The 22,861-nt window shown below is 63.0% G+C and carries 24 protein-coding genes; 11 read left to right on the top strand and 13 right to left on the bottom strand.

Annotated elements, in window-relative coordinates:
• Positions 1–37: 37 nt before the first annotated feature.
• Both cueR and PQR02_RS30980 read left to right on the top strand, forming a co-directional pair.
• Entirely contained in the window at positions 38–460 is a 423-nt protein-coding gene (cueR, locus tag PQR02_RS30985; protein ID WP_408240691.1) for a Cu(I)-responsive transcriptional regulator, read from the top strand.
• Positions 461–755: 295 nt separating this feature from the next.
• Positions 756–902, top strand: a complete 147-nt coding sequence (locus tag PQR02_RS30980) for a DUF3563 family protein (protein WP_408240670.1) — start codon at positions 756–758, stop codon at positions 900–902.
• A gap of 129 nt (positions 903–1,031) precedes the next feature.
• On the opposite strand, the gene PQR02_RS30975 is transcribed toward PQR02_RS30980, so the two are convergent.
• Positions 1,032–1,400: a hypothetical protein gene (locus PQR02_RS30975; protein ID WP_408240667.1), complete on the bottom strand. Its 369-nt coding sequence runs from the start codon at positions 1,398–1,400 to the stop codon at positions 1,032–1,034.
• A 338-nt stretch (positions 1,401–1,738) separates the two neighbouring features.
• On the opposite strand from PQR02_RS30975, the gene PQR02_RS30970 reads away from it, so the two are divergent.
• Positions 1,739–2,779 carry an ABC transporter substrate-binding protein gene (locus PQR02_RS30970; RefSeq protein WP_408240664.1) on the top strand — a complete coding sequence of 347 codons (1,041 nt, stop codon included), beginning with the start codon at positions 1,739–1,741 and terminating at the stop codon, positions 2,777–2,779.
• 225 nt (positions 2,780–3,004) lie between these two features.
• Here the strand turns inward: PQR02_RS30970 and PQR02_RS30965 are convergent, their stop codons facing one another.
• The gene (locus PQR02_RS30965) at positions 3,005–3,850 is read right to left on the bottom strand and encodes a 23S rRNA (adenine(2030)-N(6))-methyltransferase RlmJ (protein ID WP_408240688.1); all 846 of its coding nucleotides are present in this window, start codon (positions 3,848–3,850) and stop codon (positions 3,005–3,007) included.
• Positions 3,851–4,061: 211 nt separating this feature from the next.
• Positions 4,062–5,033: a potassium channel beta subunit family protein gene (locus tag PQR02_RS30960; protein ID WP_408240661.1), complete on the bottom strand. Its 972-nt coding sequence runs from the start codon at positions 5,031–5,033 to the stop codon at positions 4,062–4,064.
• Positions 5,034–5,258: 225 nt separating this feature from the next.
• Between PQR02_RS30960 and PQR02_RS30955 the strand changes: the two genes are divergently transcribed.
• Together PQR02_RS30955 and PQR02_RS30950 are read left to right on the top strand one after the other, a co-directional pair.
• On the top strand, positions 5,259–6,056 hold the full coding sequence (locus PQR02_RS30955; protein ID WP_408240658.1) for a 3-hydroxybutyrate dehydrogenase: 798 nt from the start codon (positions 5,259–5,261) through the stop codon (positions 6,054–6,056).
• Positions 6,057–6,066: 10 nt separating this feature from the next.
• Complete coding sequence (locus tag PQR02_RS30950; protein ID WP_408240655.1) at positions 6,067–7,305, top strand: DUF3734 domain-containing protein; 1,239 nt, start codon at positions 6,067–6,069, stop codon at positions 7,303–7,305.
• 117 nt (positions 7,306–7,422) lie between these two features.
• Here the strand turns inward: PQR02_RS30950 and PQR02_RS30945 are convergent, their stop codons facing one another.
• Positions 7,423–8,622, bottom strand: coding sequence for an amino acid aminotransferase (locus tag PQR02_RS30945; protein WP_408240652.1), 1,200 nt, complete (start codon positions 8,620–8,622; stop codon positions 7,423–7,425).
• Between the two features lie 492 nt (positions 8,623–9,114).
• On the opposite strand from PQR02_RS30945, the gene uvrB reads away from it, so the two are divergent.
• From uvrB to PQR02_RS30920, 5 genes are all read left to right on the top strand, one after another.
• Positions 9,115–11,208, top strand: coding sequence for an excinuclease ABC subunit UvrB (gene uvrB, locus PQR02_RS30940; RefSeq protein ID WP_408240649.1), 2,094 nt, complete (start codon positions 9,115–9,117; stop codon positions 11,206–11,208).
• Between the two features lie 345 nt (positions 11,209–11,553).
• Positions 11,554–12,102: an iron transporter gene (locus tag PQR02_RS30935; protein ID WP_408240646.1), complete on the top strand. Its 549-nt coding sequence runs from the start codon at positions 11,554–11,556 to the stop codon at positions 12,100–12,102.
• 142 nt (positions 12,103–12,244) lie between these two features.
• Positions 12,245–12,577, top strand: a complete 333-nt coding sequence (locus PQR02_RS30930; RefSeq protein WP_074766332.1) for a cupredoxin domain-containing protein — start codon at positions 12,245–12,247, stop codon at positions 12,575–12,577.
• Positions 12,578–12,675: 98 nt separating this feature from the next.
• Positions 12,676–13,521, top strand: coding sequence for an FTR1 family iron permease (locus PQR02_RS30925; RefSeq protein ID WP_408240643.1), 846 nt, complete (start codon positions 12,676–12,678; stop codon positions 13,519–13,521).
• Positions 13,518–14,924 carry a 4Fe-4S binding protein gene (locus tag PQR02_RS30920; protein WP_408240640.1) on the top strand — a complete coding sequence of 469 codons (1,407 nt, stop codon included), beginning with the start codon at positions 13,518–13,520 and terminating at the stop codon, positions 14,922–14,924. The genes PQR02_RS30925 and PQR02_RS30920 overlap by 4 nt, the downstream gene beginning before the upstream one ends.
• Positions 14,925–15,219: 295 nt before the next feature.
• Here the strand turns inward: PQR02_RS30920 and PQR02_RS30915 are convergent, their stop codons facing one another.
• The 4 genes from PQR02_RS30915 to PQR02_RS30900 all read right to left on the bottom strand — a co-directional run bounded on the left by PQR02_RS30915 (position 15,220) and on the right by PQR02_RS30900 (position 17,770).
• Positions 15,220–15,480, bottom strand: a complete 261-nt coding sequence (locus tag PQR02_RS30915) for a hemin uptake protein HemP (protein WP_408240637.1) — start codon at positions 15,478–15,480, stop codon at positions 15,220–15,222.
• 210 nt (positions 15,481–15,690) lie between these two features.
• Positions 15,691–16,173 carry an SRPBCC family protein gene (locus PQR02_RS30910; RefSeq protein ID WP_408240634.1) on the bottom strand — a complete coding sequence of 161 codons (483 nt, stop codon included), beginning with the start codon at positions 16,171–16,173 and terminating at the stop codon, positions 15,691–15,693.
• A gap of 76 nt (positions 16,174–16,249) precedes the next feature.
• On the bottom strand, positions 16,250–16,648 hold the full coding sequence (locus tag PQR02_RS30905) for an OsmC family protein (protein WP_408240631.1): 399 nt from the start codon (positions 16,646–16,648) through the stop codon (positions 16,250–16,252).
• Positions 16,649–16,891: 243 nt separating this feature from the next.
• Complete coding sequence (locus tag PQR02_RS30900; protein WP_408240628.1) at positions 16,892–17,770, bottom strand: pirin family protein; 879 nt, start codon at positions 17,768–17,770, stop codon at positions 16,892–16,894.
• 122 nt (positions 17,771–17,892) lie between these two features.
• On the opposite strand from PQR02_RS30900, the gene PQR02_RS30895 reads away from it, so the two are divergent.
• A complete protein-coding gene (locus tag PQR02_RS30895) occupies positions 17,893–18,879 on the top strand; it encodes a LysR family transcriptional regulator (protein WP_408240625.1) in 987 nt (328 codons plus the stop codon).
• Positions 18,880–19,272: 393 nt separating this feature from the next.
• On the opposite strand, the gene PQR02_RS30890 is transcribed toward PQR02_RS30895, so the two are convergent.
• From PQR02_RS30890 to murI, 5 genes are all read right to left on the bottom strand, one after another.
• Positions 19,273–19,692, bottom strand: coding sequence for an ExbD/TolR family protein (locus PQR02_RS30890; protein WP_408240622.1), 420 nt, complete (start codon positions 19,690–19,692; stop codon positions 19,273–19,275).
• A gap of 16 nt (positions 19,693–19,708) precedes the next feature.
• Entirely contained in the window at positions 19,709–20,440 is a 732-nt protein-coding gene (locus PQR02_RS30885) for a MotA/TolQ/ExbB proton channel family protein (protein ID WP_408240619.1), read from the bottom strand.
• A 28-nt stretch (positions 20,441–20,468) separates the two neighbouring features.
• Positions 20,469–21,203, bottom strand: a complete 735-nt coding sequence (locus PQR02_RS30880; RefSeq protein WP_408240616.1) for an energy transducer TonB — start codon at positions 21,201–21,203, stop codon at positions 20,469–20,471.
• Between the two features lie 257 nt (positions 21,204–21,460).
• Positions 21,461–21,700: a (2Fe-2S)-binding protein gene (locus PQR02_RS30875; RefSeq protein WP_408240685.1), complete on the bottom strand. Its 240-nt coding sequence runs from the start codon at positions 21,698–21,700 to the stop codon at positions 21,461–21,463.
• A gap of 213 nt (positions 21,701–21,913) precedes the next feature.
• Positions 21,914–22,801, bottom strand: coding sequence for a glutamate racemase (murI, locus tag PQR02_RS30870; protein WP_408240613.1), 888 nt, complete (start codon positions 22,799–22,801; stop codon positions 21,914–21,916).
• Between the last annotated feature and the right edge of the window lie 60 nt (positions 22,802–22,861).

The following is a 22,861-nucleotide window of genomic DNA, read 5'->3' as shown; positions in this document are numbered from 1 at the left end:
AGGTGTACCATCGACTCACGCTATAGGGGAAAAGGTCATGAATATCGGGGAAGCGGCCCGTACGTCAGGCGTCACGGCGAAGATGATTCGCTATTACGAAAGCGTTGGCTTGCTGGCGGCAAAAGGACGGACGAGCGCCGGCTATCGCGTTTACGGCCCGCAGGAGATTCATTCGCTGCGCTTTATCCGGCAGGCGCGCCGGCTCGGCTTTCTAGTCGAGGATATTCGCCGGCTACTGGCGCTGTGGCATGACCGCTCGCGCGCGAGTGCCGAAGTGAAGCGGATTGCGCTGGAACACGTCGCGGAACTCGATCGGCGGATCGCCGAACTCACCGATATGCGCAACACGCTGGCGCATCTCGCCGACCACTGCCATGGCGACGATCGCCCGGACTGTCCGATCATCGAGCGCCTTGCCGATACTGATGTGGTTTCCGGGAAAGGTTGCGACAGGGTGTGACTGCAATCGGTCGGTGCAACCAGTGAATAACTGTGTTGCAGCGGGACGGGATGTGCACCAATAACGTGCCAAAAACGTGGGGAGCCATGAGAAAAAGCTGAAATTGCTCATGAATTGAATTAAATCAACCATTTGCATGCGCCGTGAACATGCACCATTCCGAAACGGAATGCACATCATGCAGGCATTTCACTTCCAAGGTCGCACCTCAGGGCTATAATGCGGGTTAACCCTTTTACGGGAAATCCCTGATGTCCAAGTCACCGGGGATTCAATCTGATCCTTGGAGAACATCATGTTTGCACACCTTCTTGAAACGCTGAGCACCTGGTTTGAAACCGCAGAACCTAGCCGTCGCGAAGCCTACCTCGCATCGTCGTCGGATATCGTTCAGCTCGAACAGCGTATCCGCTCGCTCGAAATCAACGGCTACTCGCTGTAAGTTTCAGCTGTTTCGAGTGGGGCCGCCCACCATCGGCGTGCGGCCACCGCACTCAATGTGAAGCCCCGTCAAATGCGGGGCTTTGTCACATCTGGACTCTGAAATTTCCCACCGAACGGGGTCCACCGCTCATGTCTGGCGAATATCGGCTAGCCTGGCGGATAACGCCGGGGTAAGGTAAGACGTTTTCTGCGCAACCCCGGCATTCTCAAACCCGACAGGTCCGCCCATGCCCTGCGTCCGCTCGCCCCAATCCCCCCAATTCCTTCTGGCCGCAGCCATTGCGGCCATGCTGACGACGGTTTGCGTCGCGTCGAACGCGTTCGCCACGCCGGACAGTGCCCGCAGGCCCGTGCTCATCGACTCGCACGGCGGTATCAACAATGGCCAGAGCGGCTCGGTGGTCCAGACCGGACCGCTGTCCTGGGAGCCGATCGCCGGTGCCCAGCCCATCGCGGCGCCGACCGAGTTGGCACCGGAATCGTCGCCACCGATCATGGTCGCGCCTTATATTCAACTGCCCGTAGGCGGCGGTTCGCCGCCACGGCCGCAGCCTCGTCCGACGCCTCTTCCGCAATAAGCGGATTCGGCGCGAATGCTGGCCGCGCTGTTGCGCGGCTGCCGTTGACCCTTTGCCCCCGCGAGAGGCTCTGGCCGGCGGTCGCGTATCGTACTCGCCCCTCATCCCTGCGTGACAAGTGCCATTGGGGTTTGGGCGCATGGCGCGCGTAGAACCGTCCGACGACAATCGTTTCGCGCTGGGCCTCCGGTGGCCCGAGCCTCGCGTCTCGCGCAGCGTCACCGCTTCGAACGAATAGAAAACAAGGAGACAACAAATGCCCACTGACTGGACGCGGCGCGCGACGAGCGCCTTTGTGACGCTACTCGCGCTGGCGGTGTTGCCGGGCGTCGCGCTCGCCAGGGACACGCCCGAGAAACCCGCTCTGACAATGGCCGTCGGCGGTTTGCCGGGCCTCTACTATTTGCCCGTACTGACCGCGAAGCAGTTGGGCTACTTCAAGGACGAAGGTCTCGACGTCACGCTCGAAGATTTCGCGGGCGGATCGAAAGCGCTGGAAGCGGTGGTGGGCGGGAGTGCCGACGTGGGCGCAGGGGCGTACGAGCACACGCTGTTCATGCACGCCAAGGGCCAACACTATCGCGCGTTTGTGCTGATGGGCCGCGCGCCGCAGATCGTCGTCGCGGTGCTGAAGTCGAAGGCCGATCAGATCAAGACGCTGGCGGACTTCAAGGGCGCGAAAGTCGGCGTGAGCGCGCCGGGCTCGTCGACGGATCTGGTGCTTACCGTGGCGCTGCGCAAAGCCGGTGTGCAACGCAGCGAAATTTCGGCGATCGGCGTGGGCAGCGGCGCGACGGTGCTGGCGGCGGTGAGCAGCGGCCAGATCGACGCGCTGTCAAACGTCGATCCGATGATGACCAAACTGACCCGCAGCGGCGCAATCAAGGTGCTGGTCGATACGCGCACGGTGAAGGGCACGCAGGAGGTGTTCGGCGGGACCATGCCCGCGGCGACGCTCTACGCGTCGGAGAGCTTCATACAGAAGAATCCGAAGACGACCCAGGCGCTCGCCAATGCGATCGTACGCGCCAACCATTGGCTGCAAACCGCGAGCGATGCCGATCTGCTGAAGATGGTGCCGCCGGCCTATCTGCTCAACGACTCGGCGCTCTACGTCGAAGCCTTTCACAACGTGCGTGACGCGTATTCGCCGGATGGTTTGATGCCGGAGGACGGCCCGCCGACATCGTTGCGTGCGCTGGCGTCGTTCGATAACCGGCTCGATCCGAAAAAGATCGACCTGAACGCGACCTATACCAACGACTTCGCCCGTAAGGCCGCTGCGCAACTGAAATGATGTGAATGCGCAGCGGTTGGGAGGATCGGTTGCGCGTCGTGCGCTGTGCTTTGGCGGAAGACGCGCGCACGGTCGCGGCCGATTCGCTTGTCGCACCGCATGCGCGTTAAACCCGGAGCATGGGCGGCGGCAGGGTGGGGCACCAAAGCTCGTGCGCCGCGAGCAGCGCGGTGGTTACTGCCAACCCGCGGAAAGCCTCACCAGGGAAGCCTCAACCGCCAAGCCTCAATCGCCGCGATACTCCACCTTGAACCCGGCCGCCTTGTCCTCGCCGAGCGCTTTGACGAGCCAGGGCATCTGCTCTTTGAGCATCTTCGCCAGCGTGTACGGCGGATTCAGGATGAACATGCCGCTGCCGAAGAGACCAAAGCCGTCCTCCGGCGGATTGCTGACGGTCAGGCTCACGTGGAGCCAGTTACGCTCCTGCAGCTTCTTCAACTGATCGGGAAAGCGCTGCGATTCCGGGCGCTTCACCTGCGGATACCACACGGCATAAGTGCCGGTTGGAAAGCGCTTCAGACTCTCCTCGACGCAGCGCAGCGTGCGCGTGTAATCGCGTTTGTCTTCATACGAGGGATCGAGCAGCACCAGCGCGCGGCGCGGCGCCGGAGGCAGCAGCGCGAGAATGCCGTCGAAGCCGTCGCCCGCGAAAAGCATCGCCCGGCGGCCCGCGTCGCGAAAATTGTGGCGCAGCACGTCGATTTCGGTCGTGTGCAGTTCGAACAGACGCATGCGGTCCTGTTCGCGCAACTGCCGCCACGCGATGTACGGCGAGCCGGGATAGAAGCGCAATTGGCCGTCCGGATTGAGCGCGCTCACTTCTTCGACATAGTCGGCGACGAGCGGCGGCAGATCGTTGCGCTCCCACAGTCTGGCGATGCCGGTCTGGAATTCGCCGGTCTTGGTCGCGTAGCCTTCCTTCAGCGAATAGACACCGGCGCCCGCATGCGTGTCGATATACCAATAGGCTTTGTCTTTCTGGCCGAGGTAGCGCAGTAGCTGCAACACGACGGCGTGTTTCAGAACGTCGGCGTGATTGCCTGCATGAAAGGCGTGGCGGTAGCTGAGCATGATGAGGAAACGCTGAAAGAGGGCGTGCCGGTCCAAGGCGGATTCGGCGGTGCGGGTGCAATGCGGCGGCACGACGGGCAAAGGGCGCCGGTGCGCAGCGCGGCCGCGTATTGTACGCGACGCCGCGTTGCGCTTCGGCGTGAGTTCGCGGCAAGTTCCGCTTCACGGGGCCGCCGCCTCGGCCGTGCTACGCGCGCTGGCGCGAATCTGCTCAGTCGAAGGCGTCGCCGACGATCTCCTCGATCCGCTGCTTGATCTCCGGCGTGATCAGCGCAGCCACGTCGGCGGCCTTCATGTTTTCGCTGATCTGCCCGACCCGCGACGCGCCGGTAATCACCGTGCTGACATTCGGATTCTTCAGAATCCACGCGATCGCGAGCTGCCCGACGCTGCAGCCCAACTCGTCGGCGACCGCGCCTAGCTTGCCGACCACCTCGTTCTTCGCGGCGTCGGTGACCTGCTGGCGCAGCCAGTCGTAGCCTTGCAACTGCGCACGGCTATCGGACGGCACGCCGTCGCGGTATTTGCCGGTGAGCAGGCCGGACGCCAGCGGGCTCCAGGTGGTCAGCCCGAGGCCGATATCCTCGTAAAGCCGCTTGTATTCCTGCTCGACGCGTTTGCGGTGGAACAGGTTGTACTGCGGCTGTTCCATGATCGGCTTGTGCAGATGGTGCCGCTCCGCAATCTCGTAAGCGGCGCGGATTTCATCGGCGCTCCATTCGGACGTGCCCCAGTACAGCGCCTTGCCGCGCGTGATCATGTCGCTCATCGCCCAGACGGTTTCCTCGACGGGCGTGTTCGGATCGGGACGATGGCAGAACACCAGGTCCACGTAGTCGAGTTGTAGACGCTTGAGCGACGCGTCGACCGCGTTCAGCAGATATTTGCGGTTCAGCGTGTGGTACTGGTTCGGCGCTTCCGTGAGCCCCCAGAAGAATTTCGTCGACACCACATAGCTCACGCGCGACCACGCCAGTTCCTTCAGCGCCTGGCCCATGATCTCTTCGGATTTGCCGCCGGCGTAGACCTCGGCGTTGTCGAAGAAGTTGACACCCGCGTCGCGCGCTGCCGCTAGCGATTCACGCGCCGCGCGATGATCCACCTGATTGCCATAGGTGACCCACGAGCCGATGGACAGTTCGCTGACTTGCAGGCCCGAACGGCCCAGACGTCGATAATTCATGCATTCCTCCTTGTTGGTGGTGCCACGGGATTGCGCAGAAGGCGTCCAGTTTAAAGAGATATGGCGCGATGTGCGTTTTACCTATGGAGTTCACAGGGTTCATGCACAATAGCAGCGTTGGCCGCAGTGCAGCATCCGCCGGACGGTCTATGCCGTTTGGCCGGCTTCACGACGCTTGCGGCCTGTGTTTTCATTGCTCATCAATCAACTGCATGGAGGTTCTGGATGTCGTCTCTGAACACGAATCTGAATGGCAAGGTTGCTGTGGTCACCGGCGCGGCAAGCGGCATCGGCAAGCAGATCGCGCTGACTCTTTCCGCGGCGGGCGCGGCGGTCGCAATCGCCGACCTGAACCAGGACGGCGCGAACGCGGTCGCTGAACAAATCACCAAAGGCGGTGGCAAGGCAATCGGCGTGGCGATGGACGTCACGAGCGAAGAGGCCGTGAATCAGGGCATTGACAGGATCGCCGCGGAACTCGGGTCGATCGACATTCTCATTTCCAACGCCGGCATCCAGATCGTCAATCCGATCGAAAACTATTCGTTCTCGGACTGGAAGAAGATGCAGGCGATCCACGTGGACGGCGCGTTTCTCACCACCAAGGCCGCGCTCAAGCACATGTACAAGGACGACCGCGGCGGCATCGTGATCTACATGGGCTCGGTCCATTCGCACGAAGCGTCGCCGCTGAAGTCCGCTTATGTGACGGCCAAGCATGCGCTGCTCGGTCTCGCGCGCGTACTGGCCAAGGAAGGCGCGAAGCACAACGTGCGCTCGCATGTGGTGTGTCCGGGTTTCGTGCGTACGCCGCTCGTCGACAAGCAGATTCCCGAGCAATCCAGGGAACTCGGCATCAGTGAAGAAGAGGTCGTCAAGCGCGTGATGCTGGGCGGCACGGTCGACGGCATTTTCACCACGGTCGAAGACGTCGCGCAAACGGTGCTGTTCCTGTCCACCTTCCCGACGGCGGCACTGACCGGCCAGTCCTTCATTGTGAGCCACGGCTGGTATATGCAATAAGGAGGTGCCCATGGGGCAACGCAATCTCAAGCGGGCGCGCGTCGGTGCGCCCGGCGACGGGGAAGGCGAGGGCGCCGGCCCGGCGTCCGCCGCGCGACCCGGCCGGCACGTCCATTTGCCCAACTACGAGACCGTCGCGCTGATGCTGCAGGGCGGCGGTGCGCTAGGCGCGTATCAGGCCGGTGTCTTTCAGGGGCTCTACGAAGCCGGCATCGAGCCGAACTGGCTGGCGGGCATTTCGATTGGCGCATTGAACACGGCCATCATCGCCGGCAATCCGCCTGGCAAGCGCGTGGAGCGCTTGCTGCAGTTCTGGGAGACGATTTGTCAACCGGCGTTCGGGCCGCCGTTGCCGGCGTTCATCGAGCACGCGCTTTTCAATTCCGGCGAGGCTCTGCGCAAAGCCTTCACGGCAACTCAGGCGATGAGCGCGATCGTCGAGGGGCAAAAGGGCTTTTTCGTGCCGCGTTTTCCGCCCCCATTGCCCACGGTGTCCGGGCCACCGCAAACGGCCAGCTACTACGACACCGCGCCGCTGAAGGCAACCCTCGAAGCGCTCTGCGATTTCGACCGCATCAATTCGGGTGAAATGCGCGTGTCGGTGGGCGCGGTCAATTGCGGCACGGGCAATTTTGCGTACTTCGACAACACGCACACCACGCTGAGGCCCGAGCACTTCATGGCGTCGGGCGCATTGCCGCCAGGCTTTGCGGCGGTCGAAATCGACGGCCAGTACTATTGGGACGGCGGTTTGATGTCGAATACGCCGCTCTACGAGGTGATTCAGTCCACGCCGCGTCGCGACACGCTCGCGTTCCAGGTCGATCTGTGGAGCGCGATCGGACCGGTGCCGGACAACCTCACCGACGTTCAGGGGCGCATGAAAGACATCCAGTATTCAAGCCGCACGCGACTCGTGACCGACATGCTGCAACGCTCGCAGCGCTTCCGTCACGTGCTGCGCGAGGTGCTGGAGCGCGTGCCGTCCGACCAGCGTGAAGACCCATGTTGCAAGCTGGCGGAAGAGCTCGCGTGTTCGAAGCGCTACAACGTGATCCATCTGATCTACCGGCACAAGGAGTACGAAGGGCACTACAAGGATTTTCAGTTCGGCCTGTCGACCATGCGCGAGCACTGGCAAAGCGGTCTGGACGACATTCGCCATTCGCTCGAACAGCCCGACTGGCTCGACATGCCCGATAACGATGCGGGTTTCGTCACGCACGACATCCATCGCGATTCGCGCTGAAGTACTGCAGTGGCGGCAAAATGAAAAACGGCGCCCTTTCTGAAAGGGCGCCGTTCTCGTTCTAACAGCAGTTGCAGCAGACGGAGCGCGCGGCGAACTCCCGCGCTCCGCAACGCATTACTTCAACACGTGAGCGATCGCGTTAGCCACCACGTCGAGGTTGCGCGTGTTCAGCGCAGCCACGCAGATGCGGCCGGTACTCACGGCGTAGATGCCGAACTCTTCGCGCAGACGGTCCACTTGCGGCGCCGCCAGGCCCGAGTACGAGAACATGCCGCGCTGTGCATTCACGAAGCTGAAGTCGCGATCCACGCCGCTTGCCTTCAGGCGTTCGACCAGACCGTTGCGCATTGCGCGGATACGGTCGCGCATTTCGGCCAGTTCCGCTTCCCACGTGGCGCGCAGTTCGGGCGATGCGAGCACCGCTGCGACCACCGCGCCACCGTGTGTCGGCGGGTTCGAGTAGTTCGTGCGGATCACGCGCTTCAGTTGCGACAGCACGCGTGCGGCTTCTTCCTTGCTTGCGGTGATGATCGACAGCGCGCCGACGCGCTCGCCGTACAGCGAGAACGACTTCGAGAACGACGAAGAGACGAACACGTTCAGTTCCGATGCCGCGAACAGTCGCACGGCAGCCGCGTCCGCTTCGATGTTGTCGCCGAAGCCCTGGTAGGCGATGTCGAGGAACGGCACCAGATTGCGCGCCTTGACGACTTCGACCACCTGCCTCCATTGATCGACAGTCAGGTCGACGCCGGTCGGGTTATGGCAGCAAGCGTGCAGCACGACGACCGTGCCTGCGGCATAGTTGTTCAGGGCGCTCAGCATGCCTTCGAAATTCACGCCATGCGTGTGCGCGTCGTAATACGTGTACGACTCGACGTCGAAGCCTGCGCCTTCGAACAGCGCGCGGTGATTTTCCCAGCTCGGGTCGCTGATCGCGACCTTGCCGGTCGGGTTCAGACGCTTCAGGAAGTCCGCGCCGATTTTCAGCGCGCCCGTGCCGCCCAGTGCCTGCGCCGTGACGACGCGGCCCGCTGCGATCAGCGGCGAGTCGTTGCCGAGCAGCAGCTTCTGCACGGCGGCATCGTAAGCGGCAATGCCTTCGATCGGCAGATAGCCGCGCGGCAGCGCGGCTGCGATGCGGGCCTGTTCAGCTTCGCGCACGGCGCGCAGCAGCGGAATCTTGCCTTCTTCGTTGAAGTACACGCCAACGCCCAGGTTGACCTTGGTGGCGCGCGTATCGGCGTTGAAAGCTTCGTTCAGGCCCAGAATCGGGTCGCGGGGAGCAAGTTCGACGGCGGAGAACAGAGACATGGTGGGTGGGCAGCAGTTGTGAAAAGAAGGCGGCTCCGAACGCGGGCGGCCCAGCCCGAAGCGTTTGATGCAAAACACGCACAAACACGAACGGGCAGCGAACAGCGGCGAGCGAGCGCAACTTCGCATTGTAACGAATCCGCAGGTGTTTTTTGGACCAGAAGGCCGACGGCAGGGAATTATTTGCTTGAAAAAAAGGCACCCCGACGCCACCTGCCAGTAACGGATTGGGGCCGGCAACCTGGCGAAGGCCGCCGGCCGGCTCCGGGCGGAGGGCGCGCGTATTCATCAACGCGCTCTGATTGCGAGTCCGGAAAGCCCGCCTCGTTCCTGCAAAGGGCTATAACGTTACGCGCACATTGCGCCCCATGATGCCCGGCGAACCGGCCCGCCGCCCGGCCCGAGGCGCCCAAACCCCGCGCAGACCCGCTCGATCCGCGTTTCCCGCAACCCGTTAGAATGGTCCTTTGCCCAAGGCCCGATGCCGTCCCCATGTCCGAACAACATCTGACTGAAGCCGAAGATACGCTCGACGAATCCAAGTTCGTCACGTTCGAAGGCTCGCCGTTCCAGCTCTATCAGCCGTATCCGCCCGCCGGCGACCAGCCGACGGCGATCGACACGCTCGTCGAAGGCGTCGAGGACGGTCTCGCGTTCCAGACGCTGCTCGGCGTGACCGGCTCCGGCAAGACCTTCACGATGGCGAACACGATCGCGCGGCTCGGCCGCCCGGCTATCGTGTTCGCGCCGAACAAGACGCTCGCCGCGCAGCTTTATTCGGAATTCCGCGAGTTCTTCCCGCGCAATGCGGTCGAGTACTTCGTCTCGTACTACGACTACTACCAGCCGGAAGCGTATGTGCCGCAGCGCGACCTGTTCATCGAGAAGGACTCGTCGATCAACGAGCACATCGAGCAGATGCGGCTGTCGGCCACCAAGAGTCTGATGGAGCGGCGCGACGTGGTGATCGTGGCGACGGTGTCCGCGATCTACGGTATCGGCAATCCGTCCGAATATCACCGGATGATTCTCACGCTGCGCACCGGCGACAGGCTAGGCCAGCGCGACGTCATCGCGCGGCTGATCGCGATGCAGTACAACCGCAACGAGGCCGACTTCCAGCGCGGCTCATTCCGCGTACGCGGCGACACGATCGATATCTTCCCGGCCGAGCACGCCGAAATGGCGGTGCGCGTCGAATTGTTCGACGACGAGGTCGACACGCTGCAGCTGTTCGATCCGCTCACCGGCCGCGTGCGGCAGAAGATTCCGCGTTTCACCGTGTATCCGTCGTCGCACTACGTGACACCGCGCGATACCGTGATTCGGGCGGTCGAAACGATCAAGAGCGAATTGCGCGAGCGGCTCGAATTCTTTTATAGCGACGGCAAGCTCGTCGAAGCGCAACGGCTCGAACAGCGCACCCGCTTCGACCTGGAAATGCTGCAGGAGCTCGGCTTCTGCAAGGGCATCGAAAACTACTCGCGGCACTTCTCCGGCGCGGCGCCGGGCGAGCCGCCGCCGACCCTGGTCGACTACCTGCCGCCGGACGCGATCATGATGCTCGACGAATCGCACGTGCTGATCGGCCAGTTGAACGGCATGTACAACGGCGACCGGGCGCGTAAGGAAAATCTGGTCGACTACGGTTTCCGTCTGCCGTCGGCGCTCGACAACCGGCCGCTCAAGTTCAACGAGTTCGAACGCAAGATGCGTCAAGTCGTGTTCGTGTCCGCGACGCCGGCGGACTACGAAAAGAAGACTGCCGGGCAGGTGGCCGAGCAGCTGGTGCGCCCGACCGGGCTCGTCGATCCGCAGATCGAGGTGCGGCCGGCGCGCAGCCAGGTCGACGACATACTCGGCGAGATCAATGAACGCGTGAAGGTGGGCGACCGCGTGCTGGTCACCGTGCTGACCAAGCGGATGGCCGAACAGCTGACCGAGTTTCTGGCCGACCACGGCGTCAAGGTGCGCTATCTGCATAGCGACATCGACACGGTGGAGCGGGTCGAGATCATCCGGGATCTGCGGCTGGGCACCTTCGACGTGCTGGTCGGCATCAACCTTTTGCGCGAGGGGCTGGATATCCCGGAAGTGTCGCTGGTCGCGATTCTCGACGCAGACAAGGAAGGCTTTCTGCGCGCCGAGCGCTCGCTGATCCAGACCATCGGCCGGGCGGCGCGCAACGTGAACGGCAAGGCGATTCTGTACGCGGACAAAGTGACGGACTCGATGCGCCGCGCGATCGACGAAACCGAGCGGCGGCGCGCCAAGCAGATCGCCTTCAATCTCGCGAACGGCATCACGCCGCGCGGCGTGGTCAAGCGTATTCGCGACATCATCGACGGCGTGTACAACGTCGACGACGCGCGCGCCGAACTGAAGGAGCAGCAAGCGCGCGCGAAATTCGAGGACATGTCGGAAAAGCAGCTCTCCAAGGAACTCAAGCGCCTCGAAAAGCAGATGATGGAGCACGCGAAGAATCTCGAATTCGAGAAGGCCGCGCAGACCCGCGACCAGTTGGCGCTGCTGCGCCAGCGCGTGTTCGGCGCGAATGTCGGCGATCACGTTTCCGGCGTCGATTAAAGCCTCCCGTCCCCCGCGGCGCGGCAATGCGCCGCGCTCTTTTCAATTGACGCGCACCAGGTCGCCGCGCGGCTCCCCGTGAGCCGCCCGACCGCTCACACGCACTTTCCTTAAAACCGCCTTAAGACCCTGTTGCCACAAGGCTTTGCGTGCGTGCGGATTTGTTTCCCTTCGCGATCGATGATAAACTCCGCTCAAATTGAGAATGGTTCGCATTTAAGGTTCGCGCAGCCAAATGACGCCCGGTCGATCGCCTTGCAGCAGGCGACGGGGCGCTCGCCTCGGCATGTGCCACGCACCGTTCCAATGGATTCGATTCCAGTCTGATAAAAACAAGGAGTTTCAATGCGGATTTCTTCTTTTGTCCGTGGCGGCGCCGCAGCGGTGGCCGCCGTGGCGGCTCTTTCGGCGGCGGCTGCGGAATACCCGATCGGCAAGCAGCACATTCAGAGCGGCATGGAAATCGGCGCGGTCTACCTGCAACCGATCACGATGGAACCGGAAGGCATGATGCGCAAGGCGTCGGATTCCGACGTCCACCTCGAAGCCGACATCCACTCGGTCAAAAACAATCCGACGGGGTTCGCCGAGGGCGACTGGATGCCGTATCTGCAGGTGCATTATGAGCTGACGAAAGCCGGCTCGAACCAGCCGCAGAAGGGCGACCTGATGGCGATGGTCGCCAACGACGGCCCGCACTACGGCGACAACGTCAAGCTGCAAGGGCCGGGCAAATATCACCTGAAGCTGATCGTCGAACCGCCGATGCAGACGGGCCATATGGCTTTCGGCCGTCACGTCGACAAGGAAACCGGCGTGGGTCCGTGGTTCAAGCCAGTCACGATCGAATACGACTTCACCTTCGCCGGTATCGGCAAGAAGGGCGGCTACTGATCGGCCGGTTGCCGCCTCTCACGCGGCGCAGTCACGCCTGAATGAACGCGTGGCCGCATCGCGCCGCAGGGGCGAACGAGTATGTGCAGCAGGCGGCGCGCGGACGATCGAGGTCGGCGCGCTGCGTTTTCCGGAAAGGCTAATGAGAATTAACCGAAAGATCGCGATGTTTGCCGCCACGGCGTTGCTCGCGGGCGCGGCCCACGCTGCCGACCTGCCGACCTTCAAGCTGGAAATGAACGACGGCAAGCTGAACCCGGCGCGCATCGAAGTGCCGGCCGGGCAGCGGATCAAGATCGAAGTGCGCAACACCGGCAAAGGCGCGGCCGAATTCGAAAGCGTGCAGTTGCGCAAAGAGAAGGTGCTGGCGCCGGGCGCGGATTCGTTCGTCGTGATTGCTCCGCTGGAGCCGGGCGAATACAAGTTCTTCGACGATTTCCATCAGCAGGCGCAGGGCGTGATCGTCGCGAAGTGACGGCCTCGAAGTCATGGCCTGACATGCGGGCGCGCTGTCAACGAGCGCTGCATTCGCTCAGGCCGTCAGGCAGCGGAAGTATTGAAGGGAGAGCTTGAATGGGTCAGATTCTGTTCATCGTGTGGCGGGAGAGTGTCGAAGCCTTGCTGGTCGTCGGCATCCTGTACGCGTGGTTGAAAAATGGCGACGACGATGCGCGCCGTGGCTTGCCGTACCTGTGGGGCGGCGTCGCCGCCGGTGTGATCGCGGCGGTGGCGCTCGGCGCGGCGCTGGTCGGTTTCACCGAAGTGCTCTCCGGTGACGCGCAGGACTATTTCCAGACCGCGATGGTGCTGGTCGCCTGCGTGCTGATCGTGCAGATGGTCCTGTGGATGAAACAGCACGGCCGGTCCCTGAAGCGCGACATGGAGCACTCGCTGGCAAAGAGCCAGCGCGACTCGAACTGGTGGGGCGTCGCATTGCTGGTGGCGCTCGCGATCGCGCGTGAAGGCAGCGAAACGGTGATCTTCCTGTACGGCCTCGGCTTCGGCCAGTCGGGCCACGTGGACGGCAGCCAGATGCTCGCGGTCGTGATTGGCCTCGCTCTCGCGTTCCTGACCTTCTACCTGCTACAACTGGGCGGCAAGATCTTCTCGTGGCGGCTGTTTTTCCGCGTCACCGAAATCATGCTGTTGTTCCTTGGCGCGGGCCTGTTCCAAACCGGCGTCGACAAGCTGATCGACAAGGAAATCCTGCCGACGCTCGTCGACCAGCTGTGGAATTCGTCGGCGCTCCTCGATGACTCGAGCACCTTCGGCTCGCTGGTCGCGACGCTCACCGGCTATCGCGCTCATCCTGCGCTGATGAATCTGATCGCTTACGCGGTGTATTGGGCGGTCGTCTATCTGCTGCTGCGCCGCGCGAATCGCAAGCCCGCGCATCAAGCGGCAGGGCGCGCAGCATGAGCACCGTGATGACCCGCCCGGGACGCCTCGCGGCGGCCGGGCAGTGGATGCAGCGTCATGGCGCCGTGATCCGCGGCATCCAGTGGGTCGTGGTGGCGGTGTACGCGTTTCTGATCATCGTGCCGGCGGTGATGCCGCTGCCGGACGATGCCGCGCATCTGTGGAACAACCTGACGCTCGCCGCGCAGTTCGTGTTCTGGGGCATCTGGTGGCCGTTCGTGTTGCTGTCGATGGTGATGCTCGGCCGCGTCTGGTGCGGCGTGCTGTGTCCGGAAGGCGCGCTCGCCGAATTCGCCAGCAAGTTCGGCCGCGGCTGGGCGATTCCGCGCTGGATGCGCTGGGGCGGCTGGCCATTCGTCGCGTTCGGCATCACGACCATCTATGGCCAGATGGTGAGCGTCTATCAGTATCCGAAAGCCGTGTTGCTGGTGCTCGGCGGCTCGACCTTCGCGGCGATCATCATCGGCTTGCTATACGGACGGGAGAAGCGCGTCTGGTGCAAGTACCTGTGCCCCGTCAACGGGGTTTTTTCGCTTCTGGCGCGCCTCGCGCCGTTTCACTACAAAGTCGATGAAGACGCGTGGCGCCGTTCGTACAAGAACGGCGAGCATGGGCATCGCGTGATTCCGATCAATTGCGCGCCGCTCGTGCCGCTGCGCAATATGAAGGGCGCGGCGGACTGCCATATGTGCGGCCGTTGCAGCGGGCACCGCGATGCGATCGCGTTGACGTGGCGTGCGCCGTCGTCGGAAGTGGTGCAGCTCGGCGACAAGAAGGCGAACGCGTGGGATACCGCGTTGATCCTGTACGGCTTGCTCGGCATCGCGATCGGCGCATTCCACTGGACCGCTTCGCGCTGGTTCATCGACCTGAAGATGTTCTTCGCCACGTGGCTGGTCGATCACGACATCACCTGGCCGCTCGACACCAACGCGCCGTGGTTCCTGTTCACGCATTATCCCGAGCAGAACGACGTGTTTTCGTGGCTCGACGGCACCATGGTGATCGGCTACATCCTCGCGACGGCGCTGGTGTACGGCACCACGCTGCTGCTGTTGCTGACGGGCGCGACCCGCATGCTGGGGCGCTTCAGGACGGTGCGGCTGCATCATCTGACGCAGGCGCTGATTCCGATCGCCGGCACGGGCGTGTTCCTGGGGTTGTCGGCCACCACGCTGTCGCTGTTGCGTGCTGAACATGTGCCGCTGTGGTGGGCGTCGGACCTGCGCATCACGATTCTGGTGATTGCGAATCTGTGGAGCGCATGGCTTGCCTGGCTCATCACGCGCCGCTACAGCGAGCGCTTCGTTCAGCGCGGCCTCGCGATGGTGTGGTTCGTCGCGGCGCTGGCCGTGGTCGATAGCGCGTGGTGGCTGATGTTCTGGGGCTGGGCTTCGAAGTAAGTCAGAACGCTTTTTCGGCGTGCCCCGCTGTTGAAACACCTGGGCGCCGCACAAACAGAAAGCCGTGGTGATGTATCGACATCCCACGGCTTTTCCATTTTCTTCATCAGCGATCCACGAGGTTTCGTGCATCCGCGTCGGGTGAGAACCAAAAAAGCGGCCTGGCTGGCTGCGACGGCTGGCTTGGTGTCTGCACGAAGGGGTCTAGTTCTCACGTGCAAGCCGTCGTGGCTGGCTAATGCCCAACACCTCTCGAGGAGGTGGTCCCCACAATACCCGGTACTGCTATTCGTTCTTACTTCGTCAGGATCAGCTTGCCCAAGCGCGTTGCCCGCAACTGGTAGGTTTCGCCGTTATGCACGATGCTGACGTGGCTATGTCCCTGCAGCAAGGCGTCGCTGCGCACGACCCGCTCCGACGTCTCGCCCGAACCGTTGACGCGCTCCGCGGCTGGCTTTGCGCTGGTGCTCGCCGTCGACGACGACTTCGGACGGCTGGTCAGCGCGGCCGCCGGGCGGCGCAGGCTAAGTGTGGAAGGGCGGCTGAGATCGGTCATTGGTTTTAGGTGTTCGTCGATTCAATGGATTAATTCTAAATGATAACTATTCCTATTTACAAGGAAGGGAAATTCATCGGATTCGACTTCTGATAGGTGAGGGGCTTGCCACTGGAGAGCCGGGCAGCGGGGTCGCGGCTTGCACGGCCGTCCTGGCCGGCGGCGCAGCAACGCAAAGCCGGCGGCGTGGGCCGAGCGCCCGCGCGGGATTCAATGCAGCGAACCGGGCTCCTGCTTCGTCTGCACGAATTGGCGGATCATGCGGACCGTGTCGATATCGTTCTCCCGATACGCCGACTTGACGATTTCCTGCGTCTGCACCGCGTCCTGATCGGTAGAGACAGGCAGCGTGGTCGCATACTCGAAGCGCAGGAACAGCTGCAACTCGTCGGGCTGCTCGATGGTCATCGTCAGCGAGCCGCCGACGTGGTCCGCGGTTGGCAGGATGTCGTAGCGCACGCTCTGGCTTTCCTGCAGCGTCACGCGATCGCGCACGGTGGCCTGGCCATAGTGCAGCTCCCGTTCCAGGACATTGCCTTCGCGCGAAAGAATCGTGCAGCTGTCGAGCCCCATCACGAATAGTTGCGGCTGTTCGGCGCGCAGCACGAGCCCCTCCCACAACTGGTCGCGGGTCATCGCGTCGACAAAGGGATTCAACGGGTCGTTGATCTGGATAAGGTGTTCGAAATTCAAGACGCCAGCTTCCTATGAAAGCGTTGCAATACGCGCGGGCCTGTCGGCTGGGCGCGCGCTTCAGGCGATCGCCGCGTTACGCGGCGGCGAGGCCGGTTCGGATCGTGATCGAATGCGTGAGGATCTTGTGGACCGGGCATGCATTGGCAATTTGCAAGAGCCGTTCCCGCTGTTCGTCGGACAGATCGCCCAGGAGCACGATTTTGCGGTCGATGGTCGAGCCCGCGTCGCCGGTTTCGAGTGCGAGCGTCACATGCACATCCGTGAGCGGCCAGTCCTTGCGCTGGGCGTACATTTTCAGCGTGATCGACGTGCAGGCGCCGAGACTCGACAGCAGGAGCGAAACGGGTGTCGGGCCGCGATCGCCGCCGCCGATCGACTCCGGTTCGTCGGCCAGCCATGTGTGCTTGCCGTCGTCGAAAAGGACCTGAAAATTAGTCGAACCGATATGGGCGGTGACGGTGGGTTCTGCCATGCGCGCTCCTGAACAGGACGGAAAAACGCCGCGCGTCACGGTTCATCGTGATGAAACGGTGTGGCGCGGCATGAGCCGCTATTGTGAACGAAATTACCCGCCTTCGCGCCTGCGGCGGATGCGGGTCTAGGGTGAAAACAGTGGGAGTGCCGCCGGCAGCCGGTTCGCGCCGGCTGCCGGCGCGGTTGAGCTAATGCGGGCAATCCACCCACCGCAAACCGCGTCACCTGCCGCGTCGGCCATTCAGTGCGTGATTGCGCCCATGCGCCCGGCCTGAAAGTCGATGACAGCCTGGCGGATCTCGTCTTCGGTGTTCATCACGAACGGGCCGTAGCGCACTACGGGCTCCTTCAGCGGTACGCCGCCCAGCAATAGCACGTCGAGCGGTTCTTCGCCGGCGGCAAGCGTGACCGCGTCGCCATCGTTCTGGAATACGACCATCTTCTGCGCGCCGATTTCCTGACGCGCTTCGCCTTCGCCATAGAAGCCCTTGCCCGACAAGCCGTAGGCGAACACGCGATAGTCGGCCGGTACCGGCTGACGGATCGTCGCGCCCGGTTGCAGCGAGAAATGCTGATACAGGATCGGCGTGCGCGTTTCGATCGCGGCCTTCACGCCGAGCGCTTCGCCGGCGATCACCTTGACGCGCACCTTGCCGTCCCCGGACACAGCAACCGGAATACTCGACGACGGTATTTCCTGGTAGCGCGGCGCAATCATCTTGTCGCGACGTGGCAAATTCACCCACAGTTGCAGACCGTGCACGCGTCCGCCGGTACGCACGAACGAGGGGTCCGGCATTTCGCTATGCACGACGCCCGCGCCGGCGGTCATCCATTGCACGTCGCCTGCATGCAGGGTGCCGGAATGGCCCGCCGAATCCTTGTGGCCGAACTGGCCTTCCAGCACATAGGTGACTGTCTCGAAGCCGCGATGCGGATGGTCGGGCGCGCCTTTGGCCTCGCCCGGCGCGTAGTCGATCGGGCCCATTTCGTCGAGCAGCAGGAACGGATCGAAGTCCATCAGCATTCGGGTGGGAAACGGGCGGTTGACGATAAAGCCGCCGCCTTCGGTCGTGCGAACGGCGGGGAACGTGCGTTCGATCGTGCGTGTCGTGCTCATCAATATCACCTTGAAAAATGGGGAATAGCGTCATTTTTGAAACATGGAGCTATTATAGGGACCGTTTTTCGAGGTGCCAGCCGCCGTCACGCAATGGATTGTTCTATTACTGGAACGATGAGATGAAGATCGATTCACACAACCTGAATGACCTGATGTACTTTTCTCAGGTCGTCGAACATGGCGGTTTTTCCGCCGCCGAGCGGGTGCTGGGCATCTCCAAGTCGCGCTTGTCGCGCCGCCTGACCGAACTGGAAGCGTCGCTGGGCGTGCGTCTGCTGCAAAGGTCCACGCGCAAGCTCGCGCTGACCGAAGCCGGCCAGCTGTTCTACCAGCATTGCCAGGCGATGCTCGGCGAGGCGCAGGCGGCGGTCAACGTGGTGCAGCAACTGCGCTCGTCGCCGCGCGGCACCGTGCGCGTCAGCGTGCCGGTCACGATCTCGCAGACCATCCTGTCGACGATCCTGCCGGAGTTCATGCATCGCTACCCCGAGGTGCGGGTCGTGATGCGCGTGACCAACCGCGTGGTCGATCTGTTCGAAGATTCGATCGACGTCGCGCTGCGCGTGCGCTCCGAGCCGCCGGAAAACGCCAATATCGTCGTGCGGCCGCTGTGGCGCACGCAGCAGATGCTGGTGGGGGCGCCGAGCCTGTTGCAGCAGAATGCGCCGCCGCTGCTGCCAACCGATCTGAGCCGCTTCGAAACGCTCGACGTGCCGACCGGCGACGGCCGCCATGTCTTCAACCTGATCTCGCCCGACGGCACGCGGCACGCGCATGAGCACGAGCCGCGGCTCGTCACCGCCGATCTGATGACGATTCGCGAGGCCGTGCTTGCCGGGGTCGGCATCGCCGCGCTGCCGGAGATGATGTATGGCGCCGCGCTGCGTGCGGGGCAATTGTCGCCGGTGATGCCGGGCTGGACCTTGCCGACGCCGCAACTGTATGCGGTCTTCGTATCGCGCAAGGGGATGGTGCCGGCCGTGCGCGCGTTCGTCGACTATCTGGTCGAGATGCTCGATGCGGACGACGGCAAGCATATTACGGGCGAGTGTCCCATCCGCGAGGATATCGCCACGGTGCAAGCGTCGCTCGCGGTTGCGTCATAGCAGGCTCACGTGCTGCTGCATCGCTTTTAGCATTTAAGCACGGCTTGTCATGAGTACTTTCAATGGCGGTTTGCTTGAATGCGCGCGCTGGCGGGCTTATAGTGAAATCCCTTCGCTAAGGAGTCTCTTATGCGGAAACTCATGGCCGCTATCATAGCGGGCCTGATAGGGCTGACCGCGCTGTCCGTGTCGATCACGGCTGTCGCATGCGGAGACACGAGCAATCAATCATCGAACGATGGCAAATGAACCCGCCGCCCGAAGGCGCCGTGTGCGCACAAAAAAAGGCCTTCATCTGACGATGAAGGCCTTTTACTTTTAGCCCTTGTTTCAAGGGATTTTGTGCGCTTTTCGGCAGGCGCTGCTTAATGCGCCGCGCTTTTGCATGCCGCGTTACCTCGTCTTGGGCTGCGTGACGAAGCCGATCTTCGTGAGGCCGCCGGCCTGCGCGGCCGACATCACCTGCGCCACTTTCTCGTACGGCAGCTTGCGGTCCGCATCGAGGTGCAGTTCAGGCTGCGGGCTCGCTTGCGCGGCCTCTGCAATCTTCGCGCTCAACGCTGCTTCGTCGACTTTCTTGTCATCCCACAGCACGTTGCCGTCGACGTCGATCGAAACCGTCACCTGGGCGGGCTTGGTATCTTCCTTCTGACTGCTTGCATGCGGCAGATCGATTTTGACCGCGTGACGAATCACCGGAATCGTCACCATGAAGACGATCAGGAGAACCAACATCACGTCGACGAGCGGCGTCATGTTGATCTCGTTCATCAGGCCGTCGTCATCGTCGCCGGCGAAGGGGCTCATTGCCATCGGAGTGCCTCGTCGATCAGTTCGCGCGGGTTGCGAGACGCAGGCCGTCGCCGCGCCTGGACGACGACAGGCGCGCGCCCGTCACGAAGAATGCGTGCAGGCCATGCGCAAAGCGGCTCAGCTTGGCGACGACCGACTTGTTGGCGCGCGTCAATGCGTTGTAGCCGAGCACCGCGGGGATCGCGACGAACAGGCCGAATGCGGTCATGATCAATGCTTCGCCGACCGGGCCGGCGACCTGGTCGATCGACGACTGGCCGCTCGCGCCGATCGCCAGCAGCGCGTGATAGATGCCCCACACGGTGCCGAACAGACCGACGAACGGCGCCGTGCTGCCGATCGACGCGAGCACTGCGAGGCCGCTCTGCATGCGCGCGACGCTTTCATCCATGGTGTCCTTCAGGCAGCGCGTGACCCAGTCCGACACGTCCATGCGGTCATGCAGATGCGGTTGCGTCTGGTGATGGTGATCGGCCGCTTCCTGGCCCGACAGCGCGAGCGCGAGGAACGGATTGTCGTGCGGGGTCGACGAGCCGGCGCCGAGTTTCTTGACGCCTTCGGCGAGATCGTCCGAATGCCAGAACGCCTGCTCGGCGTTCTTCGTGAGACGCTTCAGGCGCATCACGTTCCAGCCCTTGATGACGATCACGCTCCACGACATCACCGACATGATCAACAAGGCGAGCGCGATACCGCGCGTCACGAAATCCCCTTGCGCCCACACGTGCGCCAATCCGTAGTTTTGCATTGCAATTCCTTGTTATTTGAAATCTGCCTCAATCGGTCAGATTGAAGTCGAAAGGCTGGGCGTATGCGGCCCGAACCGGCTGGCCGTTCTCGAGATAGGGCTTGCAGGCGCTTGCACGCACCGCGGCGAGCGCGGCGTCGTCAAGGCGGCTGAAGCCGCTGCTTTTTTTCAATTCGATGCGCTCGAGCTTGCCGCTCAAGCTGACCACGAACTTCACATAGGCGGTGCCGGTTTCGCCGCGCCGCCTCGACAGCGACGGGTAGTCGGGTTTGGCGATGTTGCACTCGACGTGCGAAACGTTCTTCGGCGCGCTGATTTCCATCGTCTCGCGACCGATCGCGGGCGCGGCCGCAGCGGGCGGCGCCGCTGGTGCGGCCGCAGCGGGCGGCGTGGGATCAGGCGCCGCGACCGGCGTCGGCGACGGCGCGGCCGCCTGCGGCAATGGCGCAGGGGTCGGCTTGGGAACCGGTGTCGGCTTCGGCTGGACTTTCGGCTTCGTGTGGACCGGCGGCGTCGGCTTGGGCGGCGGCGCGATGGATTGCAGGGCGACGGGCGCGGCAAGCGGCGCCGGCGGCAGCAACTGCGCGGTCATCACGTGCGATTCGAGCGTGGCCTGCACGGGTTCGTGACGCAGCGTCATGATCACGGCAAGCGCGGCAACGTGCAGCGCCGCTACTACGGCGGTCGCGGTCATCACGCGGGAATTCGTACGAGGGGGCGAAGCCGGCACGATGCCGGCTGAAACGGTAGGCAAGGCCGGCATATTAGCGCGGCGGCGCGCTGTCGAGGCAGCGCGTCGGACAAGACATCGTCATGTTCGGAAGATCAGCAGGGAAATGAACACAGTAGTCACGAAACCAATCAGCAATTCCATCTCGAACTCCCTTTGACAGTTGAGCGGGTAGCTGGCTGGTACGAATACTGGCTTGCTGACGGCAGTGGGATAACGCGTGAGGCAGCGTGAAACGGCGGGGCGCGGCGCCCCGAGGCACGGCTCGCGCCGCGCCGTGAAAGCAGACCTCAGGCGGCCTTGCGTTCGTAGAAAGTCAGCGGGATGGCCTGCGTGTGATGCTCGACGACGCCGCAGCGGCTTGCGCACACGCCGCTTTGCATCATGACCTCACGCACGGATTCTTCGCACTTGCCGCAGCATGAGGCGACGCCGAGTTCAAACTGAAGCTCGTCGAACGAGTCGATGCCATCCGCGATGGAGGAACGGATCGTGCGGTCAGAAACAGATTTGCAGACACAGACAATCATGGCAGGCGTCATAGATAACGTTAATGCGAATTATTATCATTTTGTTTGGGTCGTTTGGCAAGCGTCCTGCAGGGTTTTTTGTAACAAAACCAGACTCTTAGAAGGGTTTCGTCTAAGGGATAGGCCGGCGCATGCGGCCGGCACGGGCTCGAAATCTTGGAGAATGCGCAAAAACGCGTCAGCTTGCGGGCCAGAACGGCGCCGCTGCGCATTTTATGCGGCTTGGGGATCCGATCCCGCGGTGCGCGGGGACACGATCCGCACTCGCTCGACGGCCGCTTCGACGTGCAGCAGCGTTGCCGCAAGCTGCTGCTGATGGGTGCCGTCGCCGGTTGAATAAAAACGGGGCGCAACCGTGTTCGCGCTGTCCGGGACGGCGCGCAGCCCGTGCTGGTCCAGCACGCGCTCCAGTTGACGCGCAATGGCCACACTCGTGTCGATCAGACTCAGCCGGTCGCCGACGATGTCGCGGATCGCCGCATCGAGAAACGGGTAGTGGGTGCAACCGAGCACCAGCGTGTCGGCGCCCGCGTCGAGCATGGGCTGCAGGTAGCCGTGCAGCAGTGCGCGCAATTCGGCCGAGCCGACATCGCAGCGCTCGACGGCCTGCACGAGACCGTGGCCTGGCTGGCACAGAAAGCGGCAGTCGGCGGCGTAGCGTTCGAGTAGCGCCTGAAAGCGGGCGCTGCGCAAGGTCACCTGGGTGGCGAGCACGCCGGCCACCCGCGTTTTGGACTGCAGCGCGGCAGGTTTGACGCCGGGCTCGACGCCCACTAGCGGAATGGGCAGCTTTTCGCGCACCAGCGCGATGGATTGCGCGGTCGCCGTGTTGCAGGCGACCACCAGCGCCTTCGCCCCTTGCTTGACCAGCCATTCGCCGATGGCAAGCGTGCGGTCGGCGATGAAGTCGTCGTCGCGCTCGCCGTAGGGGGCGTAAAGCGAGTCGGCGACATACAGGATCGCTTCGTCGGGCAGTTGCGCCCGCACCGCTCTTAACACCGACAACCCGCCCAGACCCGAATCGAAAATGCCGACCGGCGCACACGAAGCGGCGCCGGGGGTGAATGTCCGGACAGTCGGAGACGGTGCATGTGCAGGCATAGGCGAAGAGGGCGCAAGAGGGGCACGCGCGGCGCGCCAATCAAGGGAAACCCGGGAAAA

The sequence above is a fragment of the Paraburkholderia sediminicola genome (assembly GCF_046026895.1).
GTDB lineage: Bacteria > Pseudomonadota > Gammaproteobacteria > Burkholderiales > Burkholderiaceae > Paraburkholderia > Paraburkholderia sediminicola_C.
The sequence above is the reverse complement of the archived record's forward strand: the minus strand, read 5'-3'. Positions and strand labels throughout refer to the sequence as shown.

Excerpts from the sequence above, each read along its gene's own strand:
- PQR02_RS30900 (WP_408240628.1), bottom strand. The coding sequence starts at position 17,770 with ATGAGCACGACACGCACGATCGAACGCACGTTCCCCGCCGTTCGCACG.
- uvrB (WP_408240649.1), top strand. The coding sequence starts at position 9,115 with ATGTCCGAACAACATCTGACTGAAGCCGAAGATACGCTCGACGAATCC.
- PQR02_RS30975 (WP_408240667.1), bottom strand. The coding sequence starts at position 1,400 with ATGATCGGTGGCGACGATTCCGGTGCCAACTCGGTCGGCGCCGCGATG.
- cueR (WP_408240691.1), top strand. The coding sequence starts at position 38 with ATGAATATCGGGGAAGCGGCCCGTACGTCAGGCGTCACGGCGAAGATG.
- PQR02_RS30945 (WP_408240652.1), bottom strand. The coding sequence starts at position 8,622 with ATGTCTCTGTTCTCCGCCGTCGAACTTGCTCCCCGCGACCCGATTCTG.
- PQR02_RS30950 (WP_408240655.1), top strand. The coding sequence starts at position 6,067 with ATGGGGCAACGCAATCTCAAGCGGGCGCGCGTCGGTGCGCCCGGCGAC.
- PQR02_RS30895 (WP_408240625.1), top strand. The coding sequence starts at position 17,893 with ATGAAGATCGATTCACACAACCTGAATGACCTGATGTACTTTTCTCAG.
- PQR02_RS30880 (WP_408240616.1), bottom strand. The coding sequence starts at position 21,203 with ATGCCGGCCTTGCCTACCGTTTCAGCCGGCATCGTGCCGGCTTCGCCC.
- PQR02_RS30890 (WP_408240622.1), bottom strand. The coding sequence starts at position 19,692 with ATGGCAATGAGCCCCTTCGCCGGCGACGATGACGACGGCCTGATGAAC.
- PQR02_RS30960 (WP_408240661.1), bottom strand. The coding sequence starts at position 5,033 with ATGAATTATCGACGTCTGGGCCGTTCGGGCCTGCAAGTCAGCGAACTG.
- PQR02_RS30930 (WP_074766332.1), top strand. The coding sequence starts at position 12,245 with ATGAGAATTAACCGAAAGATCGCGATGTTTGCCGCCACGGCGTTGCTC.
- PQR02_RS30965 (WP_408240688.1), bottom strand. The coding sequence starts at position 3,850 with ATGCTCAGCTACCGCCACGCCTTTCATGCAGGCAATCACGCCGACGTT.
- PQR02_RS30970 (WP_408240664.1), top strand. The coding sequence starts at position 1,739 with ATGCCCACTGACTGGACGCGGCGCGCGACGAGCGCCTTTGTGACGCTA.
- PQR02_RS30905 (WP_408240631.1), bottom strand. The coding sequence starts at position 16,648 with ATGGCAGAACCCACCGTCACCGCCCATATCGGTTCGACTAATTTTCAG.
- PQR02_RS30875 (WP_408240685.1), bottom strand. The coding sequence starts at position 21,700 with ATGATTGTCTGTGTCTGCAAATCTGTTTCTGACCGCACGATCCGTTCC.
- PQR02_RS30955 (WP_408240658.1), top strand. The coding sequence starts at position 5,259 with ATGTCGTCTCTGAACACGAATCTGAATGGCAAGGTTGCTGTGGTCACC.
- murI (WP_408240613.1), bottom strand. The coding sequence starts at position 22,801 with ATGCCTGCACATGCACCGTCTCCGACTGTCCGGACATTCACCCCCGGC.
- PQR02_RS30885 (WP_408240619.1), bottom strand. The coding sequence starts at position 20,440 with ATGCAAAACTACGGATTGGCGCACGTGTGGGCGCAAGGGGATTTCGTG.
- PQR02_RS30935 (WP_408240646.1), top strand. The coding sequence starts at position 11,554 with ATGCGGATTTCTTCTTTTGTCCGTGGCGGCGCCGCAGCGGTGGCCGCC.
- PQR02_RS30925 (WP_408240643.1), top strand. The coding sequence starts at position 12,676 with ATGGGTCAGATTCTGTTCATCGTGTGGCGGGAGAGTGTCGAAGCCTTG.
- PQR02_RS30980 (WP_408240670.1), top strand. The coding sequence starts at position 756 with ATGTTTGCACACCTTCTTGAAACGCTGAGCACCTGGTTTGAAACCGCA.
- PQR02_RS30915 (WP_408240637.1), bottom strand. The coding sequence starts at position 15,480 with ATGACCGATCTCAGCCGCCCTTCCACACTTAGCCTGCGCCGCCCGGCG.
- PQR02_RS30920 (WP_408240640.1), top strand. The coding sequence starts at position 13,518 with ATGAGCACCGTGATGACCCGCCCGGGACGCCTCGCGGCGGCCGGGCAG.